At 63.6% G+C, this 17,561-nt stretch carries 12 protein-coding genes; 1 reads left to right on the forward strand and 11 read right to left on the reverse strand.

Translation table 11 applies throughout. From position 1 onward, the window contains the following. Nucleotides 1-128: 128 nt before the first annotated feature. From KH208_RS05925 to KH208_RS05970, 10 genes are all read right to left on the reverse strand, one after another. Nucleotides 129-1,457, reverse strand: a complete 1,329-nt coding sequence (locus tag KH208_RS05925; protein ID WP_291434670.1) for a translocation protein TolB — start codon at nt 1,455-1,457, stop codon at nt 129-131. Nucleotides 1,458-1,489: 32 nt separating this feature from the next. Continuing rightward, on the reverse strand, nt 1,490-2,629 hold the full coding sequence (locus tag KH208_RS05930) for a TonB family protein (RefSeq protein ID WP_291434672.1): 1,140 nt from the start codon (nt 2,627-2,629) through the stop codon (nt 1,490-1,492). Between the two features lie 19 nt (nt 2,630-2,648). Next, complete coding sequence (locus tag KH208_RS05935; protein WP_291434674.1) at nt 2,649-3,611, reverse strand: cell envelope integrity protein TolA; 963 nt, start codon at nt 3,609-3,611, stop codon at nt 2,649-2,651. A 6-nt stretch (nt 3,612-3,617) separates the two neighbouring features. Next, nucleotides 3,618-4,073 carry an ExbD/TolR family protein gene (locus KH208_RS05940; protein WP_291434676.1) on the reverse strand — a complete coding sequence of 152 codons (456 nt, stop codon included), beginning with the start codon at nt 4,071-4,073 and terminating at the stop codon, nt 3,618-3,620. Nucleotides 4,074-4,075: 2 nt separating this feature from the next. Then, nucleotides 4,076-4,771 carry a MotA/TolQ/ExbB proton channel family protein gene (locus KH208_RS05945; protein ID WP_008686141.1) on the reverse strand — a complete coding sequence of 232 codons (696 nt, stop codon included), beginning with the start codon at nt 4,769-4,771 and terminating at the stop codon, nt 4,076-4,078. 217 nt (nt 4,772-4,988) lie between these two features. Beyond that, nucleotides 4,989-6,935, reverse strand: a complete 1,947-nt coding sequence (locus KH208_RS05950; protein ID WP_291434679.1) for a sigma 54-interacting transcriptional regulator — start codon at nt 6,933-6,935, stop codon at nt 4,989-4,991. Nucleotides 6,936-7,097: 162 nt separating this feature from the next. After that, nucleotides 7,098-7,568 carry a hypothetical protein gene (locus KH208_RS05955; protein ID WP_291434681.1) on the reverse strand — a complete coding sequence of 157 codons (471 nt, stop codon included), beginning with the start codon at nt 7,566-7,568 and terminating at the stop codon, nt 7,098-7,100. Between the two features lie 217 nt (nt 7,569-7,785). Further along, nucleotides 7,786-8,532, reverse strand: a complete 747-nt coding sequence (locus tag KH208_RS05960; protein WP_291434683.1) for an SLC13 family permease — start codon at nt 8,530-8,532, stop codon at nt 7,786-7,788. A gap of 89 nt (nt 8,533-8,621) precedes the next feature. Then, nucleotides 8,622-9,776, reverse strand: coding sequence for a sulfotransferase (locus KH208_RS05965; protein WP_291434685.1), 1,155 nt, complete (start codon nt 9,774-9,776; stop codon nt 8,622-8,624). A 180-nt stretch (nt 9,777-9,956) separates the two neighbouring features. Beyond that, a complete protein-coding gene (locus tag KH208_RS05970) occupies nt 9,957-10,724 on the reverse strand; it encodes a sulfite exporter TauE/SafE family protein (RefSeq protein ID WP_291434687.1) in 768 nt (255 codons plus the stop codon). A 279-nt stretch (nt 10,725-11,003) separates the two neighbouring features. Here KH208_RS05970 and KH208_RS05975 point away from each other — a divergent pair, with 279 nt between their 5' ends. Next, a complete protein-coding gene (locus KH208_RS05975) occupies nt 11,004-12,791 on the forward strand; it encodes a DEAD/DEAH box helicase (protein WP_291434689.1) in 1,788 nt (595 codons plus the stop codon). Between the two features lie 110 nt (nt 12,792-12,901). On the opposite strand, the gene KH208_RS05980 is transcribed toward KH208_RS05975, so the two are convergent. Further along, a complete protein-coding gene (locus tag KH208_RS05980) occupies nt 12,902-17,545 on the reverse strand; it encodes a PAS domain-containing protein (RefSeq protein ID WP_291434691.1) in 4,644 nt (1,547 codons plus the stop codon). Nucleotides 17,546-17,561 lie beyond the last annotated feature (16 nt).

A 17,561-nucleotide genomic window follows, 5' to 3' on the forward strand; every position in this document is an offset into this window, starting at 1 on the left:
GATGGTATCTGCCCTTCTATTTTTGTCAAGGCATGGAGGGCTGATTCGTAAAATTTTTTTTACCCGGCCTCTGAAAAAATTCAGATGACCGGGTAAAAATACGTCTTCCCGCCGTATTCAGCGAAAAATCACTTCTGCGTTACCGGCATGCCCCAGCGCGGGAAAGAGGCCGCGCCGCCGCCGGTGGGCACCTGCTTGGCGTCGCCGCCGTGGCGGGTGGTCAGGTAGATGCCGCGTCCGCCGCCGCGAGTGGAGGCAAAGGCAATGAAGTAGCTGTCCGCGCAGAAGGAAGGCTGTTCGTCGCTGCCGGGCCCGAAGGTGATCTGGCGCTCCATGCCCGTGAGCATGTCCTGCACGAAAATGCGGTGGCCGAAATCCGTCATCCGGCTGTAGACCACCAGGGTGCCGTCCGGGGAGAGATTGGCTTCGGTGTTGTAGGTGCCGTTCTTGCTCACCCGGGTGATGCTGCCGCTGTTCAGATCCTTGAGGAAGATCTGCGGGCCGCCCAGGCGGGATGAGGTGAAGGCCATCTTGGTGCCCGTGCTGTCAAAGGTGGGCGAAACGTTGATGGAGTTGCTCTGTTCCAGCACGCGTTCTTTCTGAAAAACGTGGTTGAGCAGGAAAATGACCGGATACTTGCCGTTGGAGAGGGCCACAGCCACTTTGTTGTCGGGCATGAAAGCCGGGCCGATGACCACGTTGCCGGGGAAGCGGATGCGCTGCACCTTGCCGGTGGAGCGGTCCCACACGCCCAGGGCATGGGATTTGGGGTCGATGTGGCTGAAGACCACAAAGCGGCCGTCCGGGGACCAGGCCGGGGAAAGGGCCTCGCCCGGAATGTTGGTGATCTGGCGCAGATCGCGGCCCGTGGGCTTGACCAGCCAGACGTTGGCGCTCATTTTGCCGGTTTTCTTCACAAAAGCGAGGGTGGAACGGAAAAAGGCGCCGTTGCCGGTCAGGGCTTCCAGCAGGTCGGCGCAGAAGCGGTCGGCCACTTCGGGCAGATCGCGCTTGTTGACCTTGGGATATTCCTTGCCGAACAGGCGGCCGCCGGTATTGGTTTCAAAAGCGCGGATCTGGACGGGTTTGGTGCCGCTGTCGCCGTCGGGCCAGAAAGTGGTGACCACGATGTCCGAACCGGCCAGCTGGAAGCGCTTGAAGTCAAGGGAGGGCGGTTCGTAGCCCGCCAGCACCACGCCGCCCAGCACGGCTTTGGGGTCCGTGAGGCGCATGAAGGGCAGGAAGCTGAGATTCTGTTCCACCAGGGTCTGCAATTCCGCGCCCATGCCCGTGGCCTGAACCTGGGGGCCCTTGAGCGGGGCGGCCAAAGCCAGATTGACGATATTCTGGCCGGGATTCATGATATCCACGCGCATGGCCGCCTCGGCCCTGGTGCCGGTCAACGGCCCCAGCGCCACGGAGAGAGCCAGGGCCAGGAGAAGAAGGGTTTTTTTCATGGCTCGGTATTCCTCAATTCGGTCGGCGCGCGTCAGCGGCGCACCAGTGTAAAGGTGAGATCCAACGTGTTGCCGAGGCCTGCGGGCGGTGGCTCCACGCTGCCCGCCCGGCGTATGCCCTGGAGCACGAATTTGTCAAGTCGTTGGTCCCCGCTGCCCTGCAGCAGGGTGGATTTCTTGATGGCGCCCGCGGCGTCCACCTGCAGACGCACCGTGGCATAATAGGTGCCCGGCGCTGTTTCCGCGGGAATGAACATGGCGTTGCGCAGATTCCAGGTAATGGTGGAAAAATACTTGCGGTAGCGCGGGCCGTACTGGTCCTGCGCCATGCTATGGGGCCCGGCCTGTCCGGTCTGCGGCGTGCCCGCCGCGGAGGCTGCCGCATGTCCGGCGGACGCGTCGGAGAGATCCAGGCGCATTTCCTCTTCGGAGAGGCCCGTGCCCGATGGCGCGGGCGGCGCGGCTCCGGTTCCGGCCGCTTTGGGGGCGGCGGGCTTTTCCTTGGCGGGTTTGATGGCTTCGGTGGCCGGGCTGTCCGGGCTCAGACCGGCCTGCGGCCCTTTGGCGGCCTTTTTCCGCGTTCCGGCATCGGCTGCCGCCTTGGTTCGCGGCGGGGCCACGGGCGCGGGCGCGACCTCGGGCAAGGGCTGCCCCGCGCTTTTGGCAATGGCCTCGGCGCGTTCCCGGGCGCGCTCCTCGACGGAACTGGCCCGCTGCTGGCCCATGAGCCGCTCGGCCTTGTCGCGGGCGATAACCTCGGCCCGCATGGCCTCTTCATTGGAAAGGGGTTCGGCTTTGGCCTTGCCCTTGGGCATGCCGGTCCAGAAGGCCAGATGCACGTCCAGGGGCATGCCGTAGGGCGGCGTGCCGAACGGAGCCGCCTGGCGCACGGCGCCGCAGGCGGAACTGTCCAGGGCTTCCATGCCCGAGGCCTTGGTGGGCGCGCAGTTCAGCACCTTGCCCCGGCCGTCCAGGGAAACTTTCAGCCTGACTTCAAATTCGCCCTTGAGCGCCGGGGGCGGCGCCCAGACCGCGATGACCTTGTCCAGCACCTTGCCGGAGTAGCCGCCGTTCTGATCTGCCGCCGCCAGGCTTGCTCCGGCAGCCGGAACCGCCGCGAAAAGCAGGGCTGTGAGCAGGACCGCAAGACCCGTGCGCAAGATGAATGGCATGTGCGTCGTTCTCCTCAGATTAGCGACCCATGAGTTCGTCGAAGGTGAATACCAGGTCCAGGTCCGTGTACTCGGCCGACGGGGGGGGCGGGAATTCCCCGGCCTGGCCGGTACGTACCACAGCGTTGACCGCCGAGGCGTCGTACTGCGAGTTGCCCGAACTCTGGCTGATTTCAGCCTGGAGCACTTTGCCCTGCATGTCCACCCGGACCTTGACCACACAGCTCAGGTTGACCCGCCCGGCCGCGGCGAAGCCCCAGTTGGGGCGCACGGCCAGCATGACCTGGCCCATATAAACATCGCCCAGACCGCCACCGCCGGGGCCGTCGCCTTCGCCGCCGCCTCCGCCGCGATTGCCCCCGGCCTTGCGCTGGGCCTGGGCCAGAGCCTGCTCGATGGCGTTGCCCCGGTCGCCCGAATCGGCGCGGGAAGTGGCCTTGCGGGCCTTCTGCAAGGCGGCGGCAATGGGATCTTCCTTGGCTTTGCCGTCTTTCTTGGACTTCTCGTCTTTTTTCGTCTTGTCGGCCTTCTTGGGCTCTTCCTTTTTTTCCTGCTTCTTGGGTTCTTCCTTGGGCGCTTCTTCCTTCTTGGGCAGGTCTTTCTTTTTCTGGGCCACCGGAGTGGCTTCTTCCTTGGCTGGTACCGGCTTGGGGGGCTCCTTCACGGGATCGGGCCGTTTGACCGGCGCGGCCTCCTTGGGCGGCGCGGGCACAGGCGCGGGTTCCCTGACCTCTTCCCGCGCGGGCGCGGCGATTTCATTTTTGGGCGCGGGCGGGGTGGGGGCCTTGGGTCCGTCCCCCGGTTCGCCCATATGCCCCAGAATGGGCGAGGGCGTCCGGTTGCCGCCGGGCGCGCCTTCCACCAGGCTGATCATCACCGGCGGCGTGTCCAGCCGTACCGGCGGATGGCTGGGCCAGAACCAGATCAGCAGGAAGGCCGCCAGGTGCAGGCAGAAGGAAAGAACGTAGGAGGCCAGGCGCATGCGAACCTACTTCCGGGTTCCGGCGGCAGCGGGCTTCGCGCCGCCGGGGGCCGCGCCCTCGGGCTGTTCGGCCATCACGCCCAGCTTTTCAATGCCCACGGCCTTGATATGCCCCATGACTTCCACAACGATGCCGTAGGGCACTTCCTTGTCGGCCTGCAAAAAGAGACTCTTGTTCTTTTCCTTGACCAGGCGCTGGAGATAGCCCTCCAGGTCTTCCATGCTGTCCACGCCGTATTCGTCCAGAAAGATCTTGCCGTCCCGCCGCACGGTGAGGACCATGTGGTCCGCCTCGGTTGGCAGCACTTCCACCTGTTTGGTCTGGGGCAGGTCCACGTCCAGACCCTGGCTCATCATGGGCGTGGCGACCATGAAGATGATCAGGAGCACCAGCATCACGTCCACAAAGGGCGTGACGTTGATCTCCGAGACGAATTTGCTGTTGCCGAGGCTCGCGCCCATGACTACAGCTCCGTGGCGCCCGCGCGCTGCACGGGGCGGTGGGCGTTGAGCTCGCGCTGGACGCGGTTCAGGAAGAAGCCCGCGAAATTGACCAGCAGGGTGTCCACCTGGGAGAGTTTGCCCATGAAGATGTTGAAGCCGACCGTGGCGGGCACCGCCACGCCCAGGCCGATGGCCGTGGCCACCAGGGCTTCGGAAATGCCCGGCGCCACCGTGGCCAGGGAGGCGGACTTGAGCATGCCGATGGAATGGAACGAATTCATGATGCCCCAGACCGTGCCGAACAGGCCGATAAAGGGCGCGGTGTTGGCCGTGGTCGCCAGAAGTGAGAGTGAACGCTGCAGGCGGGCCAGTTCGCTGGCCACGCCCTGGCGCAGGGCGCGGCGCACATTGTCCACCACCACTTCGCTGGAATTGCCCAGCTCCTTGGAGCGGTTGAACTCCAGCACGCCCTGATGGGCGATGTAATAGAGCGGCGAGGCCGGGTCGGAACCCAGAGACTGCACCGCCTCGCGCAGGCTGGCCGCCTTGTCGAAGCGCTCGGCGCCGCTCAGGGCCTTACGGCTGGCGGCGTTGAGCGCGATGAACTTCTGGATCATCATCCCCCAACTGCCGATGGACATGAGCACCAGAAGCGCCAGCACGGCCTTGGCTATCAGGCTTGCCTGGGCGATCATCGAAAAAAAGCTGAATTCCATGTGGTTCTCCGTAACAATGCACGATCAAAGCCGCACGCGGGACGGAGCGGCGGACGCAAAAAAACGTCCACCGCAAAGGGGCGGAAGCGCCGGAGCCCGCGACTGGGCTTCGAGGCGAACAATGCAACGAGAGAGCTCTTTTTTCAAGATTTTTTTTAGAACCCGGGCGCGTTTTCATTCCCGAACGGAAACACGCACGGAGGGGCGCCAAGTGGCACTAGCGCGGGCCGCCTTTCATTTTGCGCCAGAGGGTATTGGCGCTGATGCCCAGATTTTTGGCGGCGCGGCCGCGATTGTGCGCGCATTTTTCCAGTTCGGCGCGGATGATTTCCTGCTCCAGGCCTTCCAGGCGTTCCTTGAGGCCGCCCCGTCCGAGCGTATCGCCGGCCGGGGGCGAGGGGCTTTCTGTTGCCCCGGCGGAGCCGGAAGACGAAACGGCGGGGGCCAGGCGGCCCTGGGTGGCGCGCAGATCGTCGAGCAACTTTTCCAACAGGGCTTCGTCACAGGCGTCGGCGTCTGAAAGCAGGCAGTAGCGGCGCAACAGGGCGTCCAGCTCGCGCACGTTGCCGGGCCAGGCATAGTTTGCCAGCAGGCGCCGGGCGCGCGGCGAAAGCTCTTTGCGCGCCATGGCCAGTCTGTCCAGCATATGCCGGGCCAGCGCGGGGATGTCTTCCGGCCGCTCGCGCAGGGGCGGCGTTTGCAGGCGCAGCAGGGAGAGGCGGTAGTAGAGATCCGCCCGGAAGCGTCCGGCCCGGACCTCTTCCACCAGGTCTTTCCAGGACGAGCTGATGACGCGGGCATTGACGGCAATGGGCCTGTCGCCGCCCAGGCGGAAGATTTCGCCGGTTTCCAGCACGCGCAGCAGGCGGATCTGCACGGCCGGGCTGATGTCCGCGATTTCGTCCAGAAAGATGGTGCCGTCCTGGGCCATTTCAAACAGGCCTTCCTTGCCGCCGCGCCGCGCGCCGGTAAACGCACCCTCGTCATAGCCGAAGAGTTCGCTTTCCAGCAGGGTTTCGGGCAGCGCGCCACAGTTCAGGGCCACAAAGGGGCCGTTTTTGCGCGGTCCGGCCTGGTGCAGGGCGTGCGCCAGCAGTTCCTTGCCGGTGCCGCTTTCGCCGTGGATGTGCAGGGCCGCGTCCGCATCCGCGAAACGGGCGGCCTGAAGCCGCAAGGAGCGCATGGCCGGGCTTGTGCCCAACAGGCTGTCCAGACTATGGCGGGCCGTGAAGCCGCGCTGACTGCGATTTTTGAGCTTGCGGGTCAGGTCGCGCAGACGCGCGGCCGGGGCAAAAGCCGCCAGCGCGCCGCGCAATTTGCCGTCCACCAGCACCGGCCGGGTATTGATGACCAGCTCCCGGCCGTTGACGCGGCGGATGATGCCCTCCTCCCCCCGGCCGGTTTTCAGGGCTTTGGCGATGCCCAGGCTCTCCGGCAGGCCGGTGCCGTCGGCAACGGAAGCGGACATCCCTTCCAGCAGAGCTTCGGCGGCGCGGTTGCTGGTGGCCGTCCGGCCCTCGGTGTCCACGCCCACAATGCCTTCGTGCAGGGATTCCAGCACGCCGCGCAGCCAGGCGGTCTGTTCCCGGTCCTGTTGCTGGGAGCGGGCGATATTCAGGGCCTCGTCCAGAGCCCGTTCCAGGGCCTCCTCTCCCGGCTTGACCACCACGCCCCGGCAGCCCTGGGCCTGGGCGATTTCGGCGCAGATGCCTCCGCCCACCACGCAGCCCACGCCCTGGGCCACGGCCTGGCTGATCCCGGCCGCCAACTCCTGAGTGGTGGTGAAGGACACGGGCAGCAGGCGGACGTGCAGCAGTTCGGCGAACAGGGCGGGCCAGCGGGGCACCGCGCCATAGCAGGTGCAGGCGATATGCCGCGTGTATTCGCGCGCGCTGATCAGGGCCTCGAGGATGTCCAGATGGCTGCGGGCGATGGTCACCACCGGACGGCGCAAATGGCGGCGCAGCAGTTTGCCGGTGCCTCCGCCGCCCAGGATCACGTCCGTGCCGTCGTCCAGCAGGGCGCGGGCCACGGGCAGGGCTTCCTCCATGGTCGCCAGGCGGATTTCCATGTGCAGCTGGCGCGCAGCGGCGTAGTCGCGCACGGTTTGGGCCACGGGCAGGGAGTTGGAGACAAAGGCGAAGCGAAAGGAATCGTTGCGCATGGCTGTATTCCGTGGAGGAGGTTGCCGGGAATGCCGGATGGTGTTCCGGCTGTGGCCGCCGCCCTCGGAAAAGGTCGACCGCGCCCGCCTTGCGGGCGGGCACGGTAACGGAGGGGCGGGCCTCCCCCTGTGAGAGGCCCGGCATGCGGGAAAGGGGACGGCTTACGCGGGCGGCAGAATGTAGAAGTCCAGGCCCATCACCACCACGGTCAGCCAGAAGTAGAGGATGGTGATGCCCACGGAGACCGCCGCCGCCACAAGGCCCCAGAGGAACATGGTGCGCAGGTTGGCTCCGTAACCGGCCACAATGCCCTGCGCGCCGGTGGCCGAAGCCACGGCATAGCTCCAGCTGATGGCCGCGCCGGTGATCCAGACCCAGGGCACCGCGCCGAATTGCAGGCCGCGCCAGTGGTCCATGGCTTCTATGGCCAGAGGCACCATGACCCCGGCTGCCGCCGTGTCGCTGGTCACCTGGGAAAGGGCGTTGGCCGCCACGCTCCAGGCCACGATGGAAAAGGTGTCACTGACGCCCACAAAGGCCGTGATCCATTGGCCGAACACGGCGGACGCCCCGGTGGCGCCCAGAATTTTGCTCAGAGCCACGGCCGCGGGCCACATGAAGAGAATAGTCACCGGAAAATGCTCCCGCAAGGTCCCGGGGGAAAGAATGCTTTCGCCTTTGGCCGCGCGGGAGGGCCAGAACAGCAGGAGCAGGGGAATGATGCAGAACAGTTGGGTGGGCTGGAGCCAGGCCCACTGCGGCCCTTGGCATACGGGGCGTAGAGCGGCTGGAGCACGGCCAGCGCGATGGCCAGGGCGAAGCCGTAGAAGGAAACTTTTTCCTCATAGCTCATGGGGCCGAGCTTCGCCAGCTCCTGGCGAAGTACATCATGACGCCCACGCCGAGCACCACCAGCATGGAAACGGGCAGCATGCGCAGGGTCCAGTCGATGAAGTAGATGTTGTAACCCAGATATTTGTTGAGCAGGCCGTAGGTCACCACGGACTGGCCGCCGCCCAGGGGCGTGGCCATGCCGCCCACACTGGCGCCCCAGGCCACGGCGATGAGAATGTTGGACGCGGCCTTGGAGTTCCAGCGCTCTTCGTTCGTGTTGAAGCCCGCGTACATCAGCGAGGCCACGGCCACGGGCGCGAACATGGCCGCCACCGTGGTATTGCCCACCACAAAGGACGTGACGCCGCAGAGGATGAACCAACCGGCGGTCTGGGCGCGCACGTTGCCGCTGACGCGCATCAGGAAGTTCAGGGCAAGCCGCTTGGCGAAACCCCAACGCACCCAGGCGGAAGTGATGGCCGTGGCTCCGAAAATGAGTACGGCCTCTTTGTGCACATAGGCTTCCAGTACCTTGCCCAACGGCATGTAGCTGTAGACGCAGACCACGAAAATGGGCACGAGACAGGTCAGTTTGATGTCCACCGCCGTGGTGATCCACCACCAGACCATCCAGAACAGGATGCCGAAGCCGAAACGGGCGTTGAGCGGGCCGAAGCAGGGCAGACAGAGGGCCAGCAGCAGAAGGGCCGGGCCGCTCAGGATAAGCAGAACGCGGCGCGCCGCGGAAGGGGAGTCGGACATGAGCTTTCTCCGGGGCTTTTCGGGCGGGCCGCGGTCCGGCCCGCCGGGGAGAGTTTTCCCGTGCGGTCCGCACGGATATGGCGTGGCCGCTACAGCACCACGTCGCCCACATAGCGCCGCTTGATGGAAAAATGTTTTTTCCAGCGGGCGGAGGCGCGCAGACCCGTGATGTATTCCTCGTCGGGATCTCCGGCGGGAAATACCACGGGCGCGTCAGCCGGGTTCCAGACGCCTTTTTTGCGGCGTTCTTCGCGTTGGTCGATGAGCCAGTCGTTGTAGCTTTCAAAAACGATATGGCCTTCAAAGCCGTCCAGAGTGGCGGCGCGGATGCGGCCGTCGAATTCGAGGTATTTCTCGATCATCCGCTCGGAAGGCATTTCCGGCTCCACGTCGTTTTTGTAGCCGGCTTCCTCCAGCTCCTTCCCGGCCACGGCGGCGAAAATGCGCCGGTCGCGCGGAGAGAGCAGGTCTTTGTGGATGCCCACGTACTTGTCGCTGATGGGCTTGCCCAGCGGGGCGTGGTCGCGCGAAGCGCCGCGCGCCTTGCAGAGATCGGTCTTGTAGAAATCGAACATGCCGTCTTCGAAATCCTCGCCCAGGAATTCGCAGACGTTGCGCATGACCCGTTGCGGTTCGCGCACCAGCTCCTCATACTTCACGTCCAGCCAGAGGCCCTTGTCCCGCAGCGGCTCGCGCCACTCCCTGACCGCATTCCAGCAGCGTTTCCAGGATCGGGCCGCGCAGTAGATGTTGGTGGGCCCGAAGGAGGATTCCATGTAGTCCACGCAGGCGTCGCGGCCGTCGCGCGTAATATAAATAAACTGCGCGTCCGGAAAGTCATGGTGCATGGGGCCCACAAAATAGAGATTGTGCGGGGTCTTTTCACCCCAGCGCGGCTTGTTCGCATACTGCGCGAAGCGCATGTGCATGCCCGCGTAGAGTCCGGCGAAGCTGCGTTCCGGGGCCAGTTCCAGCACTTCGTCCACGATGGTGCGGGGATTGACGCGCATGCCCCAGAAGGGGGTTTTCAGGCCGAAGACCATTTCCTCGGCCAGGACGCGGAAATTTTTTTCCTGCGAGAGATCGCCGTAGGTGTGCAGATAGGGATAGAAGCGCGGGTAGTACCAGACCACTTCGGGCACGGCGATGCGCGAATGGCAACCCAGCAGGGCCATAACCAGGGTGGTGCCGGAACGTTCGGCGCCGATCATGAAAATGGGGCGTTCCTTGAGACGGATGGGCATGGAAATTCCTCCTGTGCCGTTTGCGGGTGTTTTTCCGGTTTCAGAGAAAAGTGTCTGAAGTCTTTTCCGGAACCGGAATCCGCGACAGGGATGTCGCGTTGGAATGCGAAGCATTTCGTCGGCAGCGGGCGGCCGTGTCCGCGCCGCTGCCGACGCATAACAGCCGCATGAATGCGGCTGTTATGCTGGAATGAGCTGAAGGGCGCGCAGGACGATGAACGCGCCCACCACGATACAGACCACGGAAACCACTTTCTTGAGGGATGCCTGGGAAATGCTGTGGGCCAGGCGCGCGCCGACCGTAACGCCCACCAGCTCGGCGACCGTGACCCAGAGGGCCGTGCCCGTGTCGATGAAGCCGTGGGCCAGATTGCCCGCGCTGCCGGACAGGGCGGCGGTGATCTGGATGACCTGGCTGGTGGCGATGGCCGTGAGGGGCGAGAAGCCGATGATGACCATCAGCGGCACGGAGAGCACCGGGCCGCCCACGCCGGTCAGGCCGGAGCCGAAGCCCACAGCGCCGCCTATGGCCAGCAGGAACAGCTTTTGCTTGAGATCGCCCCCGCCGTTCATGCTCCGGTATTCCAGACGGCCGCCCTTGGCCGGAAAGAGTGCGTAGACGCCCGCGAAGATGATCACGGCCCCGAGCAGCAGGTCCAGCAGACGGGCCGGAGCCGCCGCATTGGCAAGGGAACCGGGATAGCCGCAGAGCAGGCCGCCCAGACAGACGGGAATGGTGATGCGCCAGTCGATGCTGCCGTGCCGCCAGAACAGCCAGGTGCCCAGCAGGCCGGTGAAGATGAAGCTGAACAGGGCCGTACCCATGGCCGTGTGCGTTGAAAGTCCGGCCAGGACGTTGAGGGCCGGAATCAGCAGAATGCCGCCCACGCCCACGGTGCCGATGAGTCCTCCGACAAGGACCGCCACAAGTAATAACAGAAGAAACATAGCCTGCTCCACGGTTGTGATGCCTTGGAACAGCAATCCGCATGCCATGCTGATTTGTTATGTTAATATGCTGTAATTATTGATTGTTATTTTTAGCACGAAACCGGTTCGGCATGCGAAATTTGCAAATATGGAATGAAATATTTCAGATATGGAGTGAAGGGGCGGCGCCGCTTCCGGAAGCGCCCGTAATGGCGCATGGCGCTCGCGCTCATTGTGCATCTGGCGGGATAGGGCTATGATCGCTCGTTACGCAAATTTTTTATCCACAGGAAAAGCATGACCGCATCTTTTGAAGAACTGGGTTTGTCCCAAGACCTTTTGGACGCCGTTAAGGATATGGGCTTTGAGGAGCCTTCTCCCATCCAGATATTGGCAATTCCGGCATTGCTGGCCGGGCGGGATGCGGTCGGGCAGGCGCAGACGGGCACCGGCAAGACAGCGGCTTTCGGTCTGCCCATTCTGGAAAAAGTCCTTTCCGGAAAGGGCGTCCAGGCCCTGGTGCTCTGCCCCACGCGCGAGTTGGCTATTCAGGTGGCCGAGGAACTGAGCAAGCTGGCCGCGAGGAGGAAGGGAGTCACCATTCTCCCCGTGTACGGCGGCCAGCTCATTGAACGGCAGTTCCGGGCTTTGGCCAAAGGCGCGCAGGTCGTGGTGGGCACGCCGGGCCGGATCATCGACCATTTGCGGCGCGGCACGCTGCGCCTGGGCGAAGTGGGCGTCGTGGTGCTGGACGAGGCCGACGAGATGCTGGACATGGGCTTTCGCGAGGATATTGAAGACATTCTGGAGCAAACCCCGGACGGCTGCCAGCGGATTTTGTTTTCAGCCACCATGCCGCCGCCCATCCGGGAGTTGAGCAAGCGCTTTCTGCGCGAACCGGAAATGCTGACCATTGCCCATAAAATGCTCACCATCCCGGCCATTGAGCAGACCTACTACGAGGTGCGGCCGTATCAGAAAATGGACGCTCTCTGCCGGGTTCTGGATTCGCAGGGATTCCGCAAAGCCCTGGTGTTCTGTTCCACCAAACGCGGTGTTGATGAAGTGACCACGCATCTGCAGCAGCGGGGCTACCAGGCCGACGGCCTGCACGGCGATCTGGCCCAGGCGCAGCGGGACCGTGTGATGCAGCGCTTCCGCACGGAGGGCCTCGAGATTCTGGTGGCCACGGACGTGGCGGCGCGCGGCATTGACGTGGACGATGTGGACGCGGTGATCAATTACGATATGCCGCATGACGTGGAAAAATATGTGCACCGCGTCGGGCGCACCGGACGGGCGGGCCGCGTGGGCAGCGCCTTTACCTTTGTCACCATGCGCGAGCAGTATAAGCTGCGCGACATCATCCGTTGCACCAGGGCCCGCATCAAACAGGGCCGCCTGCCGACCCTGCGGGACGTGGACAATATCCGTACCTCCCGGCTGCTGGAGGAAGTGCGCCAAGCTGTTGAAGCCGGAACGCCGGAACGCTGGCTGGCGCTGGTGGAAGATTTTCTGGCCGAGCGTTTTCCGGAAGGCGGAGTCACCGGCCGCGATATGGCCGCCGCTTTGCTCAAGCTCCTGATGCAGCGGGATTTCGGCAATCAGGACGCGTCCCGTGAACCCGACGTTTTCGCCGAACCGCCCCGGCGCTCCGTCCCGGACGGCGCGTCTTCGCATCCGCGGGACGCCCGAGGCGGGGACAGCCCGAATCCCCGCGGACGGAAAAACAGCGCGCCCATGACCAGGCTGCGGGTCAATGTGGGGCATACGCACAAGGTTTCCCCGCGCGAGCTGGTGGGCGCCATCACCGGGGAATCCGGCATATCAAGCCGCGACATCGGCGCCATCGGCATCCGGCAGCAATACAGCGTGGTGGACGTGGCCGAGGAAGTGGCCGGGCATGTGCTGGCGGTGCTCAATCGCGGCGTGTTTATCTGCGGGACGCGGGTGACCGCCGTCGTGGACGACAGCGGCACGGGCGCCGCGCATCCGCGCAAGCCCCTGAACTTCGGCCCGCGCCGCCAGCGGCCCGTAAAATACGGTAAAAAGCCGCGCGGCGCGGCGCATGAGCGGGGGGAGTAAGTCAGAACGGTTGACGATGAAATGCGTCAACCGTTCTGTGAATTCTTGCCGCGAAACGCAAGCAGGAGGATTTTGCTCGCCGTAAACGAGCATTTCAAGCATAAAATGCTTTACCCGGCAAAACGGCCTTCCTGCTCCTCAAAGTCGCCCAGAGGAACGGGGCGGGAGAAAACATAGCCCTGCACGGCGTCGCAACCGATGGCCCGCAGAAAGTCCACCTGCTCGGGCAGCTCGATGCCCTCGGCCACGGTGGTCAAGTCCAGGGCGTGCGCCATGCGGACCACGCTTTCGACCACGGCGCGCTCACGGGACGTTCCCTCGGTGTTGCGGAAGAACTCCATGTCCAGCTTGAGCACGTCGAGGTCGATGTTTTTCAGCAGGTTCAGGGAGGAATAGCCCGTGCCGAAGTCGTCCATGGCCCGGCGGAAGCCGCAACCGGGCAGCCGGGTCATGACTTCGCGGAACAGGGGAAAATCCTTGACCGCAAGGCTTTCGGTGCATTCCAGTTCCAGCATGCCGGGGGAGATGGCGTAGCGCTCCCGCACGGCGGTGTAGCGCTCAAGAAAGTTTTTTTGCCCCAGGCTCATGCGTGAGACGTTCACGGACAGGCGTAGTGGCGGCAGGCCGCGCGAACGGCGCGAGGCAAGGTAGGCGCAGGCCTGTTCAAACATGAAGGCGTCCAGATCCACAATGAAGCCGTTGCGCTCGAACAGAGGGATGAAGTCGCAGGGAGGCACGAAACCCCGCCCCGGCCGCTGCCAGCGCGCCAGCACCTCCGCGCCGATCAGGCGGTTGCCGTTGTGGATGTCGATCTGCGGTTGCAGCCAGGCGCGGAATTCCCCGTTGCGCAGGGCCTTCTCCATGGATGCCTCGACTTCCTGTTCATAAATGACCTTTTCGCGCATGGCCTTGGAATAAAATGCATAACGGCTGCCGCTCAGGGGTTTCACGCTTTTTTGCGCCATGGTGGCCCGGCCCAGCATATCATTGAGACTGAGGGCGTCGTCGTCTTCCACCAGGTAACAGCCGCCCACCAGTTCCACGCGGAAGCGTTTGCTGGCCAATTCTTCAAAATGCCCGAGCAGTTCCACGGAATTGTGGAAACGTGTCTCCATTTCCGCAATATCCCGGTAGGTACAGAGCAGCACGAAATTGTCCGCCGAGGAGCGCGCGAAGGTCTCCTCCGGGCTGAAGCTGGCGGCGGTGAGGTCGGCCCAGTACTTTAGCAGGCGATTGCCCACATCGTAGCCGTATATATCATTGATATATTTGAAGTTACGGAAGTCGCAGTGCCACAGGGCATATTTGCGTCCGGCGCGCGCGGCGAGCAGGCGCGTGGCGTCCAGCTTGAATTTTGCCAGGTTGCTGTAACCCGTGACCGGGTCATGCTCGGCCCGGTAGCGGAGCTGGCGCAGGGTACGGATGTTGGCGTCCACATCGGTGATGACGCCTACGATGCGGGTCGGGCGGCCTTCATTGTCGCGGCGGACGGTGACGGCAATGCGGCACCAGAGGAAGGCTCCGTCCCGCCGCTTGAGACGCAGAGTTGTTTCCGCTTCCGATGCTGTGCTGCGCAGAGTTTGGTGGAAGGCATCCAGCAGAGGGCGGTCGTCCGGATGGATATCCAGAGAGCGCAGCATGCTCATGGGGCCTTCCCCCGCAATGGGATCGCAGACAAACCGCTTTTCAAGCCCGGGCGCGTAGTGGACGCCCCGCTCCAGGTCGAGATCCAGCACAATGCCGCGGCTCTGTTCCACAATGATGCGGTAGCGCTCGTCCTCCAGTCTGTTTTGCCGTAGTTGCTTGTTTTCGCTGGAAAAACTTTCCAGTCGCTTGCGCTCGTCAATGCCCATGACGCAGACAAGGAATCTCCGGCTGGCTTCCTTAATGGGCAGAACGCTAATGGAAACCCAGTGATACGCGCCGTCCCGCCAGAGACAGCGGAATTCATCGCGACTGGGTTTGCCGCTTCGGGCTTCCCGCGCCCGGTAATGAAAGCGGTCGAAGCGTTCCCGGTCATCGGGGTGAATCATGCCGTCGCGGGCGGCGTGCTGGAGTTCTTCCACCGTCCCTTCCGGCGGCAGGGGCAGAAACTCGCCGCCCGAACTGCGGATGGTCTGGTACCGACCGCGCTCCATGTCCAGTTCGTAAATCTCGTCCGAAGTGTCCTGGAGGGTGTAGGCGTAAATTTCCGCGATACGGGTCTGTTCGCGCTGCTTTCTGCTTTCGGTGACGTCGGAAATGACGTTGTAGGCCAGATTCAGGCTCTCGTTGCGCAGAAAATGGAAGCGGGATTCTATCCACAGGATTTCGCCGGACGTCCGGCGCACGCGGTATTCGCGGGACAAAACTTCCTCGCCGCGCTCGCAGGCCGCGCGGAGCTGCGCCAGCCCCAGTTTTTCCCGCAGCATGGTTTTATCTTCGGGCAGAACCGGATGGAGCAGGGCGTCGCCCAGCATTTGCTCATAGGGGCCCGTCGAGGGAAGCCGGGAGCTGACCGCATGCGCGCCGTAGCGGATGTGGTATTGTCCGCTGTCGAGATCAATGCGCAGAATGATGCCGAAGGCGTGCTTGAAGAGCAGATGGCGTTCAAATGCCCGTTCAGCCCGGTCCAGCACAAATTCCCGCCCGTCGCGGCCTTTGCCCTTCATCCGGTACATGGCTTCGTCGGCGGCGTGAAAAAGCAGATTGTAGGAGGTCCGCTCGGTGGTAAAGGCCACGCCGACGCTGAGGGCAAGGCCACAGTCCGCGTATTCCCCGCCGAGCGAGTCGCGCATGCGTCGCGCCACGCCGTCCGCCATGGCCGCGGCTTCCTGTTCGGAGGGAATGTCCTGCAGAAAAGCGATGAATTCGTCGCCGCCGGTGCGGGCCAGGAAATCCCGGCTGCGAAACTGTTTTTTAAGTATTTCCGCGAAGCGGACCAGCGCGGCGTCGCCTTCCAGGTGCCCGTGCATGTCGTTGACGCGTTTGAAATTGTCCAGATCGAAAAGCAGCAGGGCCGAGGCGTGCCCGTGCTGGTGGATGTCGAGATAGGTCTGGATGTATTGCCGGGCATAGTCGTGATTGTACAGGCCGGTGAGCGGATCCTGGCGGGTGCGTTGCACCAGCTCGTCGTGGCGGAGTTTCCTGTCGGTGATGTCCAGCAGGATGCAGATGTAGATCCGTTCGCCGTCCTCGTCCGTGGTCAGGCGGCCTTTTTCCAGAGCCCAGATCACGTTGCCGTCGGCTTTTCTGATCCGGTATTCCTCTTCGTAATAGTCGCGCTGCGGGTCCGCGCAGGCCGCTGTGACGCGCCCCCGGTCGTCGGGGTGGATGATGCCGGTCAGCCTGCCGTTGCAGGCATTTTCAAACTCCTTGCGGGTATAGCCGAGCAGGGAGAGCAGGCTGTCGCTGACATAGGCCAGAGGCCGTCCGGCCTCGGCGCGGGTAATGAAGGAACCGCCCGCGATGCTCGAACTGATCAGGGACATGAAGTGCTGCTGGCGCTGGTAGACGGCGTCGCGGCGCTCCTGTTCCTCAATGTCCGTGTAGAAGCAGTAAATAACGTTGTAGCCGTCGTGGGTTTCACTGGTCTGGCAGCCGTCCAGACGGATGCGCGCGCTCTCGCCGTTCTTTTTGACGAAGCGGCATTTGACGGAAAAACGCCCTTGCTCCTTGAGTTCGCGGATGTTTTTATCCGTGGCCGCCGCGTCGGCGGGGTGCATAATGCGCAAGGATTCATTGTTGAAGAGGGAGAAGAGCTCCTCCCGCGTGTAGCCGAGATTGTCGAAAAACTGGTCGTTGGCATAGAGCAGGGTATAGCCGGGGTCGTCCAGGATTTTGGCGATGCCGCTGACCACCACCTGATAAAAAGCTCCGAGCTCGGCGTTTTTGCGTTCCAGCGAGGCCATGCCCCGTTGGAGCCGCTCCTGAAGCCGGCGTTGCTGGGTGATGTCGATGACGATGCTGACAATGACCTTGCGCCCGCGGTCCGTGGTCAGGCAGCCCCGGTCCAGCACCCAGATGAACGAGCCGCCCTTGGCGAGCATGCGGTAGACGACTTCGTAATGGTCGGAAACCGCCAGCGATTCCGACACCACCCGGTTGACGTGCTCGCGGTCCTCGGGGTGGATGCCGTTGCCGACCATGCCCTGTATATCCGCGGCGAATTCCTCGTAAGAGCCGTACCCCAGATGGCGGATCAGATTGTCGTTGACGAAATAGAGAGGAAAGCCCGGCTCCATGAAGCCGCCGATAAGACCGCCGGGGATGCTGTTCTTGAGCAGTTCAAATGCCTGTTCCTTGGAGCGGAAGGACATCCCGGCGGTGGTGGTTTCGCCGAGGCTGGCCGGAAAAAATCCGCCCTCGTCCCGGCGTTCGACGGGCGCGGAAACGTGGATGGCCCGGATCAGGCAGTCCTCTCCCCGGCAGCGGCAAACGGCGGAAAAGTGCATTTCCAGGCGCGCGGCTTCGCCGCCGGACAGGGTTGCGGGCAGTCGCAGGACGCCGTCCACGCAAGCGCAGTTTTCGCCGCAGGCAAACGCGCGCGGATCGCGCAGTTCATATTTCCGGGGGCCGGGGGCCGCCAGGAATTTCTCGCGCAGCGAGGCGCGGAATGTCTCCGGGCCCTCCCCGGTGGTTCCCGATGTGCCGATGCCGATCCAGCGCACATCCTCACAAAGACAGTGCGCCGCTTCTTCAGGGTCTCTTTCCTGCAGGTAGGCCCTGAAAAAACGGCGGACGGCATCAATGGACCGCGTGACGGTTGCATCCATAACGGCTATTGTCCTG

The organism is Desulfovibrio sp. (genome assembly GCF_018379785.1).
Lineage (GTDB): Bacteria > Desulfobacterota > Desulfovibrionia > Desulfovibrionales > Desulfovibrionaceae > Desulfovibrio.